This is a genomic window from Sphingobium sp. WR1, assembly GCF_059693745.1.
Genome location: NZ_JCATID010000026.1, coordinates 1 through 18,317 on the forward strand (window position 1 = coordinate 1; position 18,317 = coordinate 18,317).

Genomic DNA, 18,317 nt, shown 5'->3' on the forward strand with positions numbered 1-18,317 from the left:
ACCACCGAGATGAGGGGTTCCTTTTGGGCGCCGATCACCCCGCTAACGGGGTCCTTTTTCCACGCCGATCCACAACCACCTGCAATCGCTGAACGTGGTGGAGGCCGATGGCAGGGTCCACGTTGAGGACTATCGCTCGATCAAAGAGGAACGCCTCTGGATGGCCGGATACGGCGATTGGACGGGGCCTGGCTCCGCGACCCTGATGGGCGCTGCACGAACCGCACGCGATGTGTCCGCGCTGCTCACTTCGGCGCTGGCGGAGGCTGCCGACAGCTGAGGCACCGGCCGGCTTTTTATCGGGAATTTCCGATTCAATATTGACGATCGCAATCCAATCGGTAAATTACGATGAATGAACACCGAAGAAGCCCTCGCTCTGCTTTCAGCGCTCGCGCACCCTACGCGACTGGAGGCCTTCAGGCTGTTGATCCGGCATGAGCCCGGTGGGCTTTCCACGGGTGAATTGGTCGAGGCATCTGGGCTGAGCCAGAGCACATTTTCGACGCACCTCGCCGTCATGGTGAAGGCGGGTCTCGTCATCGCCGAAAAGCGCGGGCGACAGCAAATTCAGCGCGCCAACCTGGATTCCTTGCGCGGCGTGATGGTCTTTCTCGCCAAGGATTGCTGCCAGGGTCGAACCGAACTCTACGAGCCGCTGCTGGCTGAGCTGACCTGCATCTGACGGGACGCGAGTGAATCCCGTTCCTGTAAGTGCGCCCGCAGTGCAGCGAACCGGCCAGCGTTTGCCTGCCATGTTGAACCTTAAAAGCCCACTTGGAGTACGCCAGTGACGATCTCTGTTCGAAGCGTGACCGTCGATGACGCGGAAGCCATCGCTGCCATCTACGCCCATCACGTACTGCACGGCACGGCGACCTATGAGATCGTTCCGCCCACGGTTGCCGAGACCACCGTCAAGATTGAGACCATCACCGACCGGAATTGGCCTTTCCTCGTCGCCTGCGAGGGAACGGAAGTTGTCGGCTATGCATACGCGACGCAGTTCCGAGATCGTCCTGCCTACGCTTTTGCTTGCGAGAACAGCATCTACATCGCGCATGATCGACGGGGCTCCGGGATCGGCAAGCGACTTCTCACGGCTTTGCTTGATGCTGCGGAAACTTACGGCTTCCGGCAAATGGTCGCTGTGATCGGAGGCGGCGAACCTGCTTCCGTTGCGCTGCACGGATCCTGCGCCTTCGAACACGTCGGCCGACTGACAGGCATGGGCTGGAAGGCGGGCCGATGGCTCGACACCGTCTACATGCAGATCGCGCTTGGCGGCGGCACGGCTTCTGCGCCGACAGCGGATCGACCGGCCTAGAGCCCAAATACCTGTGCGGTCGGTCAGTGCCGCCCGGTTCTTCGACCGCGATGCCCTGCGATCGTCCCGCGAAGAAGTGGACCGCAGTCGTGCCGGGCGAGGTTCGAACAGACATTTTGCCGCCGAAATGAAGCGGCGTGCAGCCGACTTGAGAAAGGTATTCGAGAATGAGATTGCGTGAACTCGCAGCCCCCGACCATTTGCCGGCGTTGGACAAGGCGTTCGCATTCGAGCGTCCAGCCACCGGCCTCGGCTCAGACCAGCCTCCGCCCCGCATTCTGTTGCTTTATGGTTCGCTCAGGGAACGCTCGTTCTCGCGCCTCGCCGTGGAGGAGGCTGCTCGCCTGTTGCAGTTCTTCGGCGCCGAGACGCGGATCTTCGATCCCAGCGACCTGCCGCTGCCCGATCAGGTGGCCGGAGACGACCACCCGGCCGTGCATGAGCTGCGCGAGCACGCGCTCTGGTCCGAAGGCATGGTCTGGTGCAGCCCGGAGCGACACGGCCAGATCAGCGGCATCATGAAGATGCAGATCGACCACCTCCCGCTTCAGATGCGCGGGATGCGGCCGACGCAAGGACGGACACTTGCCGTCATGCAGGTGTCCGGCGGCTCGCAATCCTTCAATGCCGTCAATTCACTGCGCCTGTTGGGTCGGTGGATGCGGATGTTCACGATCCCCAACCAGTCGTCGGTAGCAATGGCGTACAAAGAGTTCGACGAAGACGGCCGGATGCGGGCGTCGAGCTATTACGATCGGATCATCGACGTCATGGAGGAGTTGGTCCGCTTCACCGTGCTGATGCGTCCGCATGCGGTGCAACTTGTCGACCGCTATTCCGAACGCAAGGAGGCGGGTGTTCCAGTCGATGCCTCCACAGACCATTCTGCGATCGCCATCGCGCCTCAAAGCTGAATCGAAGGTCCTCTTGGCCTGACTGTCAAATGGGAGTGTCGATGAAGCGGTACTCCCAACGCACCAAGTATCCGGAGGAATGGCAGGTTTCGGGGGCGGCACGGCTTGGCCCAAACGGCCGATTTGGGCGCGTACCAGACATTTCCCAATCTGTCGGCGCAATGATCAAGGCCGCATCAGCAACCCGACAGGCAATGGCAAGTTAGTTTCTTCCGCTCAGCAAAGTCATTCCGGATGCCCCCGCGACGAGTCGCGCCGCCTTCGGCGGTTGCGCTCGGGACAGTTGCAAAGTGCAGTAGCGCTTTGCAACTGTCCCGAGCGCTTCAATGGTCTCGAATCGTCTCAAACGGCGGTTAATTTTATAGCGCATAAATAAAGGGTTGTGATGAGACGAGACACCATCTGCAAACATAAGAAGAAGCACGAGCTTGGCGGCACCTCGAACCCGGCTTGTCGGATACGTTCGTTGCAGGCGTCGCGGCCCCAGCCCCATTCACGCAGCGGGTAGCGATAGGTGTAGAGGGTGCTGGAATATCCTTCGGCGTGGGCATAACGGCGGCTGTCACGCGGGCTGCTGTCGAAACCGATGAGCCGGATCACCTTCTGACCGGCAGCCCAAGCGTGCTGTGCCGGGGGCCAGGTTTTGGTCCAGGCATCCTGTGGGCTGACCTTCCAGCGGAGTGAACAGGTTCCCCGGCCGAAGGCGATCGATGGTAGAGCGCCGTTGACCAGGCAGGCTTCGAGAAGGTCAAAATAGGCCGGGGATGTGCCGAAGCGCCGCGGCCTGTTGACGACGATCTCATTTGGGATTTCGCGATCGTCCATCCAGCGACGGAACGCCGGAATGAAGGCCTGGGTCTCGGGTTTTTCTGGCATTTGCGCGATCAGCACCATGTCGATGCGTTCGCGCCGTGTGGCCATTTCGAGTACCATGGCGGTGGAGTCCACGCCGGCTCCCCAGGCGATGATGACCGGTGGACCGGCTGCGGCGGTCATTGCCATGCCTGCAATGGTGGCTCGGCAGAGCGATCCTTGATCGGTTTCCAACGAGAGAGATCGTCGCTTTCGGCTTCACACGCATGGCATGTGGTGGACTGGTAGATCGCGCTCAGCACCCATTGTTGGGTATCGCTATCCCAGGCCGCGAAGGCGTCGCGTGTCAGGTTGATGCTTCCGCAATCGCGGCAGGTGGGCTCAACCGGCTTGTTTTGCCGGTCTGCGGCCTGTTGCAGCTTCGAATAGGCGGCCTGAAACCGCGCGGCGTCTGTTGCGATGCCAACCGCTTTGAGCGCGACCGCAAAGCGGTCGCGCGCCGCATCGCAGTCGAAGATTGGCCCGGCGGCGTTGATGGTCTCATGATAGGCAAGGGCAAGCGTTTCAGGATCGCCGAGCACGATATCGGCGAGCGCCTGGAGATGGCTGATACTCATGTTGCGTCTCCGGATATGATCGGGATGTTGGAGAACGTGCCGCGTCAGGCGGCGAGATCGGCAGCGCCATCGAGGCGCAATTCATGCCGTATGCGGGTTGCCAGGGTGTCAGGATCGAGGAGCTCGTCGATCGAAGCCCAATGATTGGGGCCGCCGGTATAGTCGTTTCGGCCCTCGACACGCCGGAACATCACATCATGGCCACGACCCATCAGTCCGATGGAGAGCTGGACATAGATTTGATCGGAGTGAAGGATAATTTCACCGGCGACAGCGATGCCGCCCTGGCAGGAACGCACTTGGTGGCTTCCACGGGCAAGGCCGAGAGCAGCAGCGAGGCGTTTGATGGCCTTGCGTCCCTCCGCATGGAAGGTGGCTTTGGCATCAGCGTCGTAGGAGACTCCGCGTTTGGCCAGTGCAATCAGCATCGGGGTTTTCCCGAGGGCGGAGATGGCTTCCATACAGGCCGTGCGCAGCACGGCTTGTTCGGGCTTGCCTTCAAGGGCAAGGCAACCAATGTGGCGGGCAAGCAGAAGCACGGCGGGATCTTGATCGATCCGGTGCCGGGACTTTTCGCAATCCGCGACTGCGGCGTTGAGCATGGTGAGCGCTTCCGCGATCGTGGCAATAGAGCGGGCGGCTAGAGCCTTATGGTGACGGGCGGCGGGATCGAACATCGGGTGTCTCCTATGAATGGGAACACACCTGCTCCTCCCCCTCCCCTTGTTGTCGGCCGGGAGGCCGTCATACGCTTCGCCGTTTTTGTTGATGAAACGGATAGGGGGCGTTCATTCGAGCATGATCCGGCGCCGCTCGCTCGAATGGGCCCGTGCCAGGGTGTTTGCGTCGGCGCGCATCGGAGCATTGCCAACATAGGTATCGCAGAAACGGACGACGAAGCGGCGTTGGGCATATCCGCAGAATTCAAGCCGGATGCAGTAGCGGTGGTCTATCCGCCCATCAGTATGGCGTGGCGGACCGCTGTCGGAGATTGGCATAAGGGTGACCTCCTGGCTTAGGGTGCGGGTCCCTCCCCCCTTCCCCCTTTCCTCTGCCTCCAATCATCATGATCGCGGCATGTGCCGCGTGATGTGCAGCGGTTTGTGCCGCATTGGCGAGTGTTCATAGGTCGTCTCTGAGGGGCAAGCGGACTGTTCGCTGCATGGCGCGGGCCAGCCGTTCACCACTCATAGGAGTCCAGCCCATCGACGGCCGGTCCGTCGCAGTCGAGCAGCAGATGGTGGCAACCGCGAGTACGGGTGAAACGCATAACCGCCAGGAGATCGGCCGGCAGGCCTCCAAGTGTATCGGGGTCGGCGGAGGAAACTGGGATGAACCAGCCATAGGGTGTCTTGCCGATGGTCAGGGGGACGTCGAGCCTTCCGCGCGAATCCCAGTCGTCAAGCTTTTGCGCGGTTTCCTGGGTGATATGTCCGGTCGTGAGGACGAGACAGGTCTCGATATCGAGGGATTGGGGATCATCCTCGGCGGCGGCGGTGATCCTTACCAGTTCGACGCCGGGAATATCGTTGCGTGGATCGAAGCCAATGCGCAGACAAGCAGCAGGATCGGCATGGTCGCGTGGTCCACATAGCGCGGTGAACTTGTCGAGCAGGTCATCGGCGAGCCGGGTGGGCTCTGACGGGTCGAACACCTTGTAAGGTAGATGGTCGCTGATGAAGAGCTTGAACGTGTGATCCCAGAGGGCCTGGGGGTCATTGACGATTGTTTTGAGCGTCACTCTGTTTGTGTGAGTGATTGGGGGCTCTTTCAGCGCGTCGATCTGCCCGCGCATAAGCCAGCTTGTGCTGCCGCCGATGATATCGTCGTCGGTGATGATGTAGTAACCGCCCCCGAATTCGCTGGGCCCCAGGCGATCGCAGTCCTGTGACCACTCGAAACCGAAGGGCAGAACGCTGGGCGCGCATTTCTGGATCAGGCCGGCGATCGCATGGGGATCTGCCTGAGTTCCAGCGATCAGATAGCCGTTAACCTCCGCACTGCCGAAATACTCGCAATCGAAGGTTGGAAAATCGTGATCGCTGAACAGGTTTAGAAAGGATACGAACGGATTGGGAGGGGCCTGATCAGGCTTGTCCGATCGATCCGGCTGTGGCGGGAAAGCCGCCTTGAAGGCGTCCGACATCGCATCGTAGCGTACTGCCAAGTCGTCTTCATCGAGATCTGCAAATTCTTGCGACAGCGCGTGGCATTCGTCGAGCAATGCTTTTTCCTCACTCGTCGGCGTGAGGACGAAGGAGAGTTTGAGATAGTTGTTGGCCATGGTGCAGCCCTCCAGGGAAAATGGTAAAATCCGGTGGAATGACTGGCATTCCGGTCCCGGCTCCCATTCCTCGCCCCCTTCCCTCTCCCCCGCGGTTGCTTGTGCAGCGGAGTATCAGGTCAAGCCGACCAATGCCGGTGAGGTCGCCTGAAGCATCCAACGCTGGCCCTTCAGCCGTCGCAGGAAATCGGGTGCGGCGGGCATACGGCCCAGTATTGTCCGGACATGCTGCTCGGCAACCACACGCGTTGGGATTCCAGATGCACCATTGTCGATCGCCGGCCCGAAGCGGTGCTCGGCCTCGTATATTCCGAAAGCATGGTGACGAAATATGAGGTGGGCGGGTGTGTTCACCCATGATGCTGTTTCGAGAAACCAGCGATGGAGGGGAAGATAGTCGGTTTCCTCGCCGCCGAACCGCCGCGCGCTGGTTCGGGAGAGGTGTTCCGCATCGGGCATCGGGGTGTGAAGCCAGTCTGGCGCGTCGAAATCGTCGAGCCAATCCGCAGCGGAGGGAAGATAGCGGCAGTCCTCCTCGATATGCTGGATGCCGATCGAGCGGACCGCGATCGCAGCGCCATCAGCGTTGGTGATTGTATCGCCGAAGACGACCAATGCCTCGGCGATCCCTTCATGGTGGTGACGCAGAGCGCGGTGGGTGAAGTGACAATGTGCGGCTTTCGTGGCGTCGAACCAGGCATGGATGGGGTGGTAATCTTGCCAGCGGCCGCCGTGGATGCGCGCGGATGAGCGTGCGTGATCAAAAGGGTTCATAATAGAGTTCTCTCTGATCGGAAGTGCAGAGGGATCGCGCGAGCGCGCTGAGAATATCATCGAGCGCGGAGGTGAGTCCGGAATGTTCGCACCATTCGTCGTAAGTCTCCGGCGCACCGCGTGGAAGCAGCACGCGGTAGAGTGGCCAGGCGCCGCGGGCGTGGTCGAGGGTGAGCCTGTTACGGCGAAGATAGTATTCGTCGGCATCGGCTATGGCATCGCGATGCGCGGCGAGTTCCTTGGTAGCGACCGGGTGAAGTCCGTCGCGCAGGTCGGCGAGGAAGTCGCGCAGCACTGCGAAGGCTTGGGGGTCGGGCCTGGCATTTCCGCGGGCCTTGAACTGGCCGACGTTGATATTGAGGGAATTGCCCGGCAAGTCGGTAATCAGCAGTTCGAGGGTCGCCACATGGTTGGAGCCGGACCGCAGCGACAGGATCTGGGTGTCGCCCCGCCGGCATTGGGAATAATATCCGCCCACGCAGTGGTTGAGCGCATTGCCCTCCTCGACCAGTGCCTGCGCGCTGGTGAGCGGTATGAAGCTATGCAGCCCGCAGGGGGACTGCCAGGACAGGCATAGTGCGGGCCAGCCGGGTCGATCGGCGGTGTTCTCGTGCCGGAGCGCCGCGGCGCTGGCTGCGCGGCGGTGCCATTTTGCAATGGCCCTCTGGAACGATTGCGGTCCGCGCGGTCCGATGATCGCACTGTGCATGCTACGCAGGAACTGGCGATGGGCGGTCGTGTCGCAGAGCCTCAGTGGAACGCCCAGGGTTGTCACGAAATTGTCGAGGGCGTGGATCCGGCGAGACAGGCCCAGTGCTTCGAGACGTGCGCCGGCGAGTGGGTAGAGGAGATCCTCGCGGAGCGCCTGGAGCGTATCGCGGGTTTCGATCGAGCTATCGAGGTAGTCCGGCCGAATGAGGGGATCGCAGTTCTTCTGCTCCCAGAGACGGTGGCCCCATTCGCTGCCGTCCGGCCATTGTTCGAGGGGGATGTCATGGCGGACCAGCATGCGCACGGCGGGCATATGGTCATAGAGTGCGTTGTAAGCGGCGTCTTTGGGCGTTGCACGGTGCAAGCGGCGCAATTGCGCTTCGCTGATGCCGACAGCGGCGGCGAGCACTGGTTTGAGGGGGCGACCGGCATCGATCGCGGCGGTGATTTCAGGCTTGAGCATGCTCGTGGCGATGGCACCATAGACGGTGAGCGCCTGGCCGCGGTTGCGCAGCACGGTTTTGCGGCCTGGGGCACCCTCGAGGTCGGTGGTGAGCGCCCAGTGGATGATCCGCCCGAGCGAAAGAATCTTGTTACCAGTGCGATAGCCAAGGTCACGAAACAGGATGGCGCGCAAATGGGCCTGCATAAGTTCGACCAGCCGCTCACGCAGTTGCAGGATCGCCGTTCCGATCGTCTGCGTCATGTCCGTGATCCGGCGGTGGTCGGCGCCGGATAGAACGAGATTGGTGACGAGATCGAGATATCCGCTGTCGTTGACGGTCTGTTCGAGGCAGATCGAGAAATGGGTATTGGGATTGTAGATCGTCTCGAGGATGGCGGTGCTGAACTGGTCGATAAGCATCATCGCTTTGGGAGAGTGGGCTGGATCAGGATGGATTGAAATCGTGGGTGCGAGCGCGCCATCATGGCGGGTGAAGCGGATTTCGCAGCGGGATAGCGCGATCAGGGTCGCCGCGAGGTCGAGTGGGTCCGATCGCAGCTGCGCGGTTTGAGGAACCATGCGATGCAGGGTAGTTGCGGCGCGCGCGAGATAGCGCTCGAAGGATGGGTTGTTACGCCTCATGCCTGTGTCTCCCCGATGATGATTGCGGTCGGGCCTGAATCCGCATTTGCGGTATCGGGTTCGAGGACCAGGTCCTCGAAATCGTCATCCAGTTCGTCGTCGCCCCAGTCCCCATCCTGGCGATAGGTCATGTCGCAGTCGCAGGGGTATTCGGCGAAGGGTTCGATGGTGACGGTGCCGTAGCCGCCTTCGTTGTTGCACCAATCGCCTTCGGGAAGATCGGCGGCATATTCGCTGAGTGCGTAACAGAGCATGGCGGGTCGCCCGACCGCGTCGATCCCTACGGGAACTTCGGGAATCTCGGTCGCTTCGGTTCCATCGCGGTACCGCACGTGATCGAGGCTGGTTTCGCCCTGATCGCCGCCCCCGCTGAGCGAGTAGGATACTTCGCTGATCTGGAGGGCGCGGAGCAATGCCAGGATCTTGCTGAAGTGATTGGTGTCGGCGTTTGGATCCGCCGGCTGATCGAGTAGCTCAGGCATATGGCCCTCCCAAATGCAAAAAGCCCGCGAAAGCGCGGGCTGTGGTTGCGGTTGTCGGTGATGTGATCGTGCGGGTCAGAGGGCGGAGTTGTCGGGTGCGCCGAAGATCTGCATGATCAAATCGCACCATCCCTCTTCGCTTTGTGCGCCGCAGGTGCGCGGGATTGAAAGCGATCGGTCAGGCGGCGTCCTGAATCCACTCGTAGAGCAGGTGGTCATCGGGATCCTCGTCACGTCCGTTCGCGATGCGGATGAGCTTGCCGTCGCAGGCGAATGCGGATGCACGGGGGAAGGAGAGATAGGACCGGTCTTCGAGAATGAGGTCACCTGAGCGGACTGCTGTGACGGTGCGGATAGTCCCGAGGGCTCGGTGGCCGGCGCGAGCGGCAATCAGTTTCAGTTTGTGGCCCGGCCTGAGCTGGCGCTTGAACCGCGCGAGTGGGATGCGAGCCTCGACGGGATTCGCATGGCCGCGTCTGGCGGATAGCGCTGACCAATAGGCGGTGCCGATGCTCACGCGCAGGAAGAATGAGCAGATCATATAGTCCTGCGGGAGATTGCCATTCGCGACATTGAAGCGTTCCGCCTGGTCGCTGATCAGGGTTTCGAAGGCCCGGCGCGCGGCCTCGTCGGAAAGATCGTCGGGGGCATCGAGAAGCTCAACGCGCACACTGCGACCACCTGAGAAGCGCTCGCCGGTAACGGAGAAGTGTGTGCCCGCGATCGTCCGGGTCAGATGGAGATCGATCCTGCGGCACAGGTCGGGCAGGCTCTCGGCCGCGATGTAGAGGTCGCCGCTATAGTCGAAATTGCCCCGGTCGTCGCAGTGGGTCTGGCTCCACAAGTGAGGTTCGGCGCTGGAGGATGGCTGGGTCATCGGCAGTCCTTTCGGGAGACGAGTTGGGATGATTGGGCGTCGGTGCCGGTGGACATCACACGATCAGCCGACACTCCGCCCTTCTCCCCCCCCTCTCCTTGCGCCGGCGACGCGCCGGGTTGAGCGAGATCGCAGAGTCTGTGGTCGCATCCGTAGAAACGGGATTTCTCGAACTGCGGGTCGCCGGTCTCGTCGACCAGGTAGCCGCTGATTTCATCGGCGGGTTCAGCGTCGAGAACCTGTGGTCCACCGGGAACGAGGCGCACGGGATAGCTGGACTCCGTCATGATGCTGTCAGCGCGTTTCATCGCGTCGAAATGATCGGCCGCGGTCACGGCAAGCTTGATGCGCACGACTGCATAGACATGAACGTGGTGTGTGATGGTCACAGGCGGTTTCCTCATCGAAGGGAACGGTCGTGCCGGCGTGGCCTCACACCCGGTTGCCCGGATGTGAGGGCTTCGCCGCGTTCTGGCTGGCAACCTGCGTCAGATGCTGCGCGCGCAGGTTCGCCACATCGGTGCGCAGAGCGTCGATGTCGGCATCGAAAACCTCCCAGCTCTGCTCTTCCGGGCAATGGTCGAGCAGGTATGCGGAGAGGAGATCGTGGATCTGAACGAGAAGCCATATGCGCGCTTCGTCAGGAGGCTTGTTGCCCCCCGCCATCCTCATGCAGCCTGGCCGAGGGTTTCGGCGCTGGCTCGATGCTCTCCGACAACTTCGAGCCGCGCGCCGGTGTAGTGATTGCGGGAAAGCCAGTCTTCGGCGGCTACCATGTCCGGTGCGAGGTGGCGCAGTTCGTCTTCGCCCTGGAAGCTGGTGAGGATGCGGACCGAACCGGGCGCGGGTTCCTCGACAATCTCAAAGGTGAGCGTGCTGGTGACGGAAAAGCTCTTGTGAACGACCAGGACGATAACGCCATCGCTCCCGAAATTGCCTTCGTGCAGCGTGAAGCCGGCGGGGTGGGTGTAGGTGGGGCGTACTGCGGCATGCGTCTTACGAACGAGGCGGCCGGATCCGTTGCTGCTTTTCCACGCGGCGAGCTTCTTGCGGTGGCGTTCGGGCGGCATCGGCTGGCCATCGCTGTAACGGACAAGCGCTCCGAGCGGGGCGCGGGCATAGATCGACTGTGCGGACATAGCGTGTCTCCTTGATTGGCTTGGGTCCACTCCGCCTTCTCCCCCTCCGCTCTTCGAATTTGCGGGTCCGGGAACCGGATGGAGCGGCGTGGGATGGAGGCGGCTGGAGAGAGTGGTCTCAGGGCTGCGGGGACTCGCTCGGGCTCGGGAAGAGCGACAGCTGGATGGGGACTTGCAGCACGGGGGAGCCATCTGCCGGTGACAGGAAAGGAGGGTAGTTTTGGACTGGAGCCGTTGCTTCGCCATCCGCCGGTGCATTTGCAGCCTGCCGCCTCGCGCGCGCGGCGAGTTTTGCGTTCCAACCGCCTAGGATATGGGCGGGTGTGTACCAGAGCTCGCGTGTGGTTCCGGCAAGAGAGTCGCCGATGATGACGACTGCCGGGATATGGAGCAGCGCGAACTGGATATAGGCCATATGGACCGCGCGTGGGTCGATATCGATCGCGGTCACATGGAGGTGGCGCTGATAGTTGATTCCAGCCTCCCGCAGCGTTTCGCAGGCAGCGATCACCATGGCGCCTGCTCCGCAGGCAGGCTCGCAAAGGGTCAGAAATCCCTCCTTTGCGATTATATCCTCCGGGCAAGAGACCGCGGTCATCGCTGCCATCATCCGGCAGACGCTGTAGGGGGTGAAGAACTGGCCGCGCGCGGCGTTGGCGAGGCCGAGCTCGCCGAACACGCGGCCCAACACGTCACAGGTCCGGGCTTCCATCGCTAGGGTGACTTCGGCGAAGATGCGCGGGAAAGTGTCGATGACGTCACGATCGTATCGCCCGACAATCTCCATGTAACGCGCTTCGCGGGCTTGGTTCTGAGTGAGATCGACACTGTTGGACAAGCTGATTGCCGCGGCTTCGACGAAGTCCGAGAACAGCGTGTAGCGATCGTGGCGATACTGGCAGGCATCGAACAGCTTGCAGATCGCCTTGATGTGGCGGTCGGCGGAGCCCATTGCGAAGCTCCTTTCTATGAGTGATTGGGGGGTCCTCTGGGTGCCACAGCCGATGGACTGAAGCGGCGAGAAAGCTGCCTCAGGCGTCGGCCCGGGCTACTGGAACTCAGTAGTCTTCGGGCAACATGATGGTGAGGACGCGGGTAGTTTTTGCCGCGTCTGTGGGATCTTCGGAGCCGAATTCGAGATTCTCATCATAGTAATCGATCTTGAAAAGTATCCTGACCTCGCCGACGGTGACCGCGCCCATGTCGCGTTCCGGACTATCGCGATCGAAGCTCGCTCCGCGAACGGCCGCCATGATCGCCGCCTGTGCGAGCAGTTCGGCGACGAGGCCGCCGTCTCCGGTCAGACGGGCGAGGCAGTTTCGGGTGATGACGGTGCGTGAACCGCGGTCGAGGCCCTGCCGGCAGCGGTCGTTGAGGATGGCGATGCGCTCGGTGCGGGAACCTGCCTGAGGGGTTTGGTGCATATCTGTCTCCGGGATGGACGGGCAGACGGTGGGACTGCGATGCGCGATCCGCCTTGCCGCCCCTTCCCCTCCCCCTCCTCTCTCGACGCCCATCGGGCGAAAGGATCTCGGCGATAAAGAGCGAGAATCTATGTTTGGCAGCGGCGATCATCGGTTGGCAGGACCCCCGATGCCGCGCGAACGAGCTCAAAGCTGGCTTGTTGAGATGGGCCGCCTCCGGTCCTATCTAGGAGAAATAGGCAACGTCGCGATTTAGGCCCATGATGTTTGGGATTGAGATGCGAAAGGCGAAGTAGAGATGTCGCAAGCCGAGATCATGAATTGGACGGCACTATATGCGGCGACCGCGCTTGTTTGCATGCTGGCGCTCTTTCTATCGGGTACAATGGTGGCGGTGCAGCTATGGCGCGAGCGGTTCTGGCGCGACCTTGGATCGGTGCGTGCGGTTGTGATGTTCGTGCCGGGGACATGGTGGCGTTGGCAGAAGCTTTATCTGACCGGGACGCCCGTGATTCTTGCGATCGTCGGAGCATTTGCGTTGACTCTCGACTGGTAGTCGGGATGTTGAGGTCGCATCGGGAGGCACCATCCGACGCGGGCAGGCACACTAGCCGGTGGCAATATCCAGCACCAGCTCGTTGAGGGTGCTTTCCTTGCTGTCGTCTCCGTCCGGCAGCGCCTCATCGTCATTGTCGGCATCGAACTCACCCTTGGTCGCCGCCAGTTCGGCTTCGAGCTCGGCCAGCTCGCGCTGTTTCTCGTCGAGCAAAGCGGTTTCGGGGAAATCCTGACCAAGGCGGGCCTGGAACGAGGGGAGACGTCGTTCATTGGCTTCCAGTGTGCCCCTTACCTCGGCCAGATCGGCATCGAGATTGGCGAGCGAGGATTCCAGCCGACCCAGGGCTGTGCTTCCGCGGGTTTTCTCGCTGATCTCGAAAGCACGGTCCTGCCCGTGGTGCACCGGAGCGATCATAATCCGCAGATAGCGCCTGCCGTCGTCGCTCAGTGCAGGATGGCTGGTGACCTTGAGGTCGATCCCGCTCAGTGAACCGATGATCACACGGTCCGCACCGCTCTTGCGCAGGTCGAGGGCTTTGCGGATGATCCGCTCGCCGGCGGCCTTGCGATCGGAAACGATCTGGCCATCGCAGGCGAGGATGACCTCTTCCTCACGGGTCGGGATACGCTGGGCGATATCCTGTTCGAGCTTGACGATCCGCGCCCTGCCCTCGTCGATCGCATCGATCGTGCGCCTGATGGTCCTGCGGATATTGAACTGGTCATCGACATGGGCATCGCGCAACCGCTCGAGCCGGGCGACTTCGGCATCAAGCCCTGCTTTACGCATCAGGCGATCGTCACCGGACGCGAGGGCTTTGGCCAGGGCGAACTGGCTGACATTCGAGCCGACGTCCTCGATGCGGCGGATGGACCGGTCGCCAGACATGGCCATGGCGATGAACCGCGCCTTGCGTTCGAGCATCTGCCAGTTGGTCGCATCCATCGAACCGCTGGTGGCATAGCCATAGAGTTCGATTTCGTCATTCTGGTTGCCCTGGCGCTCAATCCGGCCTTCGCGCTGCTCGATATCCGATGGAATCCACGGCACATCGAGGTGATGCAGGGCTTTCAACCGCTGCTGCGCGTTGACGCCGGTACCCATGGTCGCTGTCGAACCCAGAACGATGCGCTTGCGACCCTGGTTGAGGTCGTTGAACAGGCGCTGCTTGGCGCTGTTCTTCTTGTAATGCTGCATGAAGGCGATCTGATCGGCGGGGATGCCCATCGCGATCAGCCGGTCGCGGATCCAGACATAGGCGGAGAAGCCGCGCGTCTCGATGGCCGCCTCGGTGCCGAGATCGGAGAAGATCATCTGCACCGCGCCGGGCAGCAGATAGGGCTTGCCGGATTCCGGGTCGGTGTAGTGGTGCTCGCTGGTCTCGCGCCAGATGCGGTAGACGTTCTCGATCAGCAGGTTGAGCTTGTTGCCCTCTTCATTGCCGATGCCGGCGTCGACGAAACGCAGGTCGATCGCCGAGTGCCGGCCATCGGTGATGACCGACAGGATGATGTCATCGCCTTTCTGCGGGCGGCCGCTGCGCGCTTCGATGGCCTTGATGCGTTTGGCGAGCACCCGCTGATAGGCTTTGAACGGCTCTCCGGATTGGGCCACGACGATCTGCCGCTTGCCGCCCCTGATGGTGGGAAGCTGGACATATTGGCGCAAGTCGTCCTTCAGCACCACATCGGCGACCGTGCGGTACATCGCCATGAGGTCGGCGACGTTGACGAATTCGCAGAAGCGGGTGACGGGCTTGTAGCTGCCGCTTGGCTGGAGTTCGAGTTCGGTGCGCGTGTCGCCGAAATTGGCCGCCCAGGCATCGAATTCGTGCAGGCCTTTGGCGTAAAGCTCGTCATGCTGCATGAAGCGCTGCAGCGTGTACATTTCGCCGAGCGTGTTGGTGATCGGCGTGCCGGAAGAGAGGATCAGTTCGCGTCCGGGGTTGATACCGGAGAGGTAGCGCGATTTGACGTAGAGATCCCAGGCGCGCTGCGATCCGGTGGGGTCGACGCCCTTGAGATCGCCGAGGTTGGTGGCGAAGGTGAGCTTGCGGAACTGCTGGGCCTCATCGACGATGATCTGGTCGATGCCGATCTCGCCGATATGGACGAGGTCATCCTTGCGCGAGCGCAGGTTTTCGAGGCGACGCTGGAGCCCCTCCTTGAGGCGCTCGACGCGCTTGCGGGAGACGCGGTCGTTGTTGTCGATATTATCGACTAGCGCCTCATAGCTGGCGAGCTGCTCTTCGATGAACTCCTTCTCGAACGTCGCCGGCGTCGGGATGAACTTGAAGGCGTCATGGGTGATGATGATCGCGTCCCAGTTGCCGGTGGCGGCGCGCGCCAGGAAGCGTTGACGCTTTTCCTTCACGAAGTTGGTGTCGTCGGCGACCAGGATCCGCGCGGTCGGGTAGAGCATCAGGAATTCGCGGGCGATCTGGGCGAGGCAATGGTTCGGCACCGAGATCATCGGTTTGTTGGCGAGACCGAGCCGGCGCTGTTCCATCACCGCAGCGCAGAGGCTGAAGGTTTTCCCGGCGCCGACCGAATGCGCGACATAGGTCGAGCCGGCCGCGACGATCCGCCAGACGACGCGCTTCTGGTGATCGCGCATCCGGATCGCGCTCGATGCGCCCGGCAGCTTCAGATGCTTGCCGTTGAAGGCGCGGGGTACGAGGTTGTTGTAGGCGTCGTTGTAGAGGCGAACGAGGCGGTCGGCGCGATCGCTCTCCTGCCAGACCCATGTCTCGAAGGTCGATTTGATGGCTGCCAGCTTTTCCTTGGCGGCCTCGGTATCGATTGTGTTGAGTTCTCGCCGTTCGGACCCGTCGGCCTCGCGGATGATGTCGTAGATCTTCGGGATATGGGAGTTGAGCGCGTCTTCGATCAGGTCGGCGGCGCTGCGGCGCGGGGTGCCCCAAGTCGATGTCGAGCTGACGTGGCCTTCGAAGGGGGTCTTGTCGACGGTCCAGCTGGCGATGTTGACGGTGTGGAAGATGCGGGTTTCGATCTCCATCGTTTCAGCGATGAAGGCCTCGATGACGTCGGTCGGAATCCAGGGTGCGCCGAGGCGCGCGGTGATCTCGCTGGGCTTGAGATCGACCGGCTGGACGTCCTCCAGCGCGGCGGCGGTGACGAGGAAGCGGGGGTCGAGATCGGCTTTTTCGCGCGCGAGGGCGAGCTTGGTGCGGACCGGGCCGGAAAGCGCCTCGTCCGCGGGAACCCAGTTGTTGAAATGCGGGGTGCTGCGGATGGGGTCGAGATAGACGTCGTCTGCAAGGTCGCTGAGTGCCTGTGCTTCGCTGGTGCCGAGCAGCTGCGCGATCAGGGTGATATCGACCCGGCCGCGTTCGTGGAGGGATAGCGCGAGCGCGTCCTGCGCGGAGTGGATTTCATGAGTAATGGGGGGCTTGACGACACGCTCGGTGAAGATCGGACCGGGGGCGCCGACGTCGTTCGCCTCGTCATAGGATTCGATCGAGGCGACCAGCCAGACGTCGGGATCGTCGAGGAAGGGCTGAAGATTGGGGCGCCGCTGATATTCTTTCTCCGCTCCCGTGTCCGGGTCGGTGCGGACCGTGGTGACGGTGCGGTTGATCGGGCCGTTCTTCTTGACGAAGGCGCGGTAGTGCGTGAGCAGCCGCTCTTGCAGGATGGCATAGGGTTCGTCGTTTAGCTGGGCGCGCAGGATGGCCCGGACGGTGTCGCGGATCGGGATGAGCGCGCGGATGTTGTTTGCGTGCTTGGCGAAGATGCCTTGATCGCCTCGCCCGGATTTGACCGCCACGGTCGTGGCGATGCCGTCGATGATCTGGTGCAGCGCGCCGCCGGAGACGAGATAGCTGCCTTCCTTGAAGTCGGCTTCTTCCGCCGCGGTGCCGATCGAGAGGTCTAGCGCGACGTCGACGCGGTCACGAAGTGAGGAGCCGCGCTCGATTGGATTGAATGAGCCCGCCTCCCCGCTCGCGATGCTGGACAGCGTCGCGCTGAGCATGGCGGGTATATCGGCGCCGGGGGCGGCGGCGCAGCCATACTCCATACCATATTGGCCGCTGCGCCATTCATGGGTGCCGAGGACATGGTCGGGATGGTCGAGGAAATACTGGTTGATCCGCAGCGGACCGCTGCCCTCGTCGCTGCCGGCTATGTCGGCAAGGTCGAGCCAGTCGCGCCGGGGGCGTGAGGCATCAGGCTGATGCTTCTGGAAGAGCAGGATATCAACGACGACGTCTGTGCCCGCCTCGTCGCGCATGGCTTTGCCGGGAAGGCGAACCGCGCCGAGGAAATCGGCCATCCCATCGATATGCTGGCGTGCCGCCGGATCGCTCTTGTCGAGCGAGTATCGCGAGGTGACGAACATGGCGATACCGCCTGCGCGCAGCTGCTCGATCGACCGGGCGATGAAGTAATCGTGGAGCGAGAGCCCCATCCGGCCGAGCGGCGTGCGGTTCTGCACGGTGACGTTCGAAAAGGGCGGATTGCCGATCGAGAGATCGAAGTCGCCTGGCAGTGACGCCTTGTCGAAGTCGATGCAGCGAATGATCTGGCCGGGATAGAGGGCGCTGGCGACGCGGGCGGTGACGGGATCGTTTTCGATGCCGACGAACAGCGTGTCGCTCGACAGATAATCGGGCCGCAGCCCCATGAACAGCCCGCTGCCGCAGCCAGGTTCGAGGATCTGGCCGCCGGTGAAGCCGAGGATGCGGGCGGCCTCCCACATGGCCCGGATGATATATTCAGGCGTATAGTGGGCATATTGGGTGGCGCGCTTGAGCGACGAAAGCTCGGCGTCGGTGGTTTCGGCGACAAGGGCTTGGCCCAATTCCTCCCAGCCCTGCCGGTATTCGTCGCCGCGGCGGGCGAAGATATTGTTGGCAAGTTCAGAGGCGCCGAAGCCGATGAATTTGGCGATGGCCTCCTGCTCGTGGGGCGATGCGCTGCGGCTTTCGCGATCGAGCACATTCAGGAGACGGATCGCCTTGATATTGTCGTGCGCACGGGCCTTCCATGACGGGGCGAGTACCCGGCCGCCAGCGAAGGAGAAGTCGACCGGCAGTGCGGCGGGCGGCTTTGCCGTGACGTCGAACAGGTCGGTGGGGACAACGCTCGGTTTGGTTGGTTCGGGCGCGGGTTTGATGGGCTGGTCGAAGTCCAGGCACAGCTGGAGCGCCAGCGCGGATGCACTGTTTCGCATGAGAGCCTCCTTTTCAGGGGATGGTGAGAAGGCGATGGGATCCAACAGGCGGTCCGAACCGCCCGATTGGCATCGCAAGGGTCGCGGTCAGGCCAGACGCCCGACCTGGCCGA

Annotated in this window: 19 protein-coding genes; 4 read left to right on the forward strand and 15 right to left on the reverse strand. The window is 62.1% G+C overall.

Annotated elements, in window-relative coordinates; translation table 11 throughout:
- Positions 1 to 355: 355 nt before the first annotated feature.
- The 3 genes from AC58EF_RS23025 to arsH all read left to right on the forward strand — a co-directional run bounded on the left by AC58EF_RS23025 (position 356) and on the right by arsH (position 2,241).
- On the forward strand, positions 356 to 685 hold the full coding sequence (locus tag AC58EF_RS23025) for an ArsR/SmtB family transcription factor (RefSeq protein WP_037509301.1): 330 nt from the start codon (positions 356 to 358) through the stop codon (positions 683 to 685).
- Between the two features lie 105 nt (positions 686 to 790).
- Positions 791 to 1,327 carry a GNAT family N-acetyltransferase gene (locus tag AC58EF_RS23030; RefSeq protein WP_037509299.1) on the forward strand — a complete coding sequence of 179 codons (537 nt, stop codon included), beginning with the start codon at positions 791 to 793 and terminating at the stop codon, positions 1,325 to 1,327.
- Between the two features lie 167 nt (positions 1,328 to 1,494).
- Positions 1,495 to 2,241 (forward strand): arsenical resistance protein ArsH, encoded by a 747-nt coding sequence (arsH, locus tag AC58EF_RS23035; RefSeq protein ID WP_062069117.1) that lies wholly within the window; start codon positions 1,495 to 1,497, stop codon positions 2,239 to 2,241.
- Between the two features lie 342 nt (positions 2,242 to 2,583).
- Here the strand turns inward: arsH and AC58EF_RS23040 are convergent, their stop codons facing one another.
- The 14 genes from AC58EF_RS23040 to AC58EF_RS23105 form a co-directional block, all read right to left on the reverse strand.
- Positions 2,584 to 3,243, reverse strand: coding sequence for a hypothetical protein (locus AC58EF_RS23040; protein ID WP_497278827.1), 660 nt, complete (start codon positions 3,241 to 3,243; stop codon positions 2,584 to 2,586).
- Positions 3,234 to 3,671: a hypothetical protein gene (locus tag AC58EF_RS23045; protein WP_497278828.1), complete on the reverse strand. Its 438-nt coding sequence runs from the start codon at positions 3,669 to 3,671 to the stop codon at positions 3,234 to 3,236. The genes AC58EF_RS23040 and AC58EF_RS23045 overlap by 10 nt, the downstream gene beginning before the upstream one ends.
- Positions 3,672 to 3,715: 44 nt before the next feature.
- Positions 3,716 to 4,348: a hypothetical protein gene (locus tag AC58EF_RS23050; RefSeq protein ID WP_497278829.1), complete on the reverse strand. Its 633-nt coding sequence runs from the start codon at positions 4,346 to 4,348 to the stop codon at positions 3,716 to 3,718.
- Positions 4,349 to 4,459: 111 nt separating this feature from the next.
- Positions 4,460 to 4,669 (reverse strand): hypothetical protein, encoded by a 210-nt coding sequence (locus tag AC58EF_RS23055; RefSeq protein WP_497278830.1) that lies wholly within the window; start codon positions 4,667 to 4,669, stop codon positions 4,460 to 4,462.
- Between the two features lie 182 nt (positions 4,670 to 4,851).
- Complete coding sequence (locus AC58EF_RS23060; protein WP_497278831.1) at positions 4,852 to 5,955, reverse strand: DUF5983 family protein; 1,104 nt, start codon at positions 5,953 to 5,955, stop codon at positions 4,852 to 4,854.
- Positions 5,956 to 6,069: 114 nt separating this feature from the next.
- Positions 6,070 to 6,789: a DUF6915 family protein gene (locus tag AC58EF_RS23065; RefSeq protein ID WP_497278832.1), complete on the reverse strand. Its 720-nt coding sequence runs from the start codon at positions 6,787 to 6,789 to the stop codon at positions 6,070 to 6,072.
- Entirely contained in the window at positions 6,716 to 8,305 is a 1,590-nt protein-coding gene (locus tag AC58EF_RS23070) for a PcfJ domain-containing protein (protein WP_497278833.1), read from the reverse strand. The genes AC58EF_RS23065 and AC58EF_RS23070 overlap by 74 nt, the downstream gene beginning before the upstream one ends.
- Before the next feature lie 218 nt (positions 8,306 to 8,523).
- Positions 8,524 to 9,009 (reverse strand): hypothetical protein, encoded by a 486-nt coding sequence (locus AC58EF_RS23075; RefSeq protein ID WP_208634448.1) that lies wholly within the window; start codon positions 9,007 to 9,009, stop codon positions 8,524 to 8,526.
- A gap of 178 nt (positions 9,010 to 9,187) precedes the next feature.
- Positions 9,188 to 9,886: a hypothetical protein gene (locus AC58EF_RS23080; protein ID WP_497278834.1), complete on the reverse strand. Its 699-nt coding sequence runs from the start codon at positions 9,884 to 9,886 to the stop codon at positions 9,188 to 9,190.
- The gene (locus AC58EF_RS23085) at positions 9,883 to 10,275 is read right to left on the reverse strand and encodes a hypothetical protein (RefSeq protein WP_208634446.1); all 393 of its coding nucleotides are present in this window, start codon (positions 10,273 to 10,275) and stop codon (positions 9,883 to 9,885) included. Before AC58EF_RS23085 ends, AC58EF_RS23080 begins: the two co-directional genes overlap by 4 nt.
- Before the next feature lie 43 nt (positions 10,276 to 10,318).
- Complete coding sequence (locus AC58EF_RS23090) at positions 10,319 to 10,552, reverse strand: hypothetical protein (protein WP_497278836.1); 234 nt, start codon at positions 10,550 to 10,552, stop codon at positions 10,319 to 10,321.
- 2 nt (positions 10,553 to 10,554) lie between these two features.
- On the reverse strand, positions 10,555 to 11,025 hold the full coding sequence (locus AC58EF_RS23095) for a UCP036055 family protein (RefSeq protein ID WP_497278837.1): 471 nt from the start codon (positions 11,023 to 11,025) through the stop codon (positions 10,555 to 10,557).
- Positions 11,026 to 11,143: 118 nt separating this feature from the next.
- A complete protein-coding gene (locus tag AC58EF_RS23100) occupies positions 11,144 to 11,977 on the reverse strand; it encodes an N-6 DNA methylase (RefSeq protein WP_497278838.1) in 834 nt (277 codons plus the stop codon).
- 106 nt (positions 11,978 to 12,083) lie between these two features.
- Positions 12,084 to 12,449: a DUF3768 domain-containing protein gene (locus AC58EF_RS23105; protein ID WP_497278839.1), complete on the reverse strand. Its 366-nt coding sequence runs from the start codon at positions 12,447 to 12,449 to the stop codon at positions 12,084 to 12,086.
- Positions 12,450 to 12,747: 298 nt separating this feature from the next.
- Here AC58EF_RS23105 and AC58EF_RS23110 point away from each other — a divergent pair, with 298 nt between their 5' ends.
- Positions 12,748 to 13,005, forward strand: coding sequence for a hypothetical protein (locus tag AC58EF_RS23110; RefSeq protein ID WP_006954054.1), 258 nt, complete (start codon positions 12,748 to 12,750; stop codon positions 13,003 to 13,005).
- A gap of 51 nt (positions 13,006 to 13,056) precedes the next feature.
- Here the strand turns inward: AC58EF_RS23110 and AC58EF_RS23115 are convergent, their stop codons facing one another.
- A complete protein-coding gene (locus AC58EF_RS23115; RefSeq protein ID WP_497278840.1) occupies positions 13,057 to 18,204 on the reverse strand; it encodes a helicase-like domain-containing protein in 5,148 nt (1,715 codons plus the stop codon).
- Positions 18,205 to 18,317: the final 113 nt, after the last annotated feature.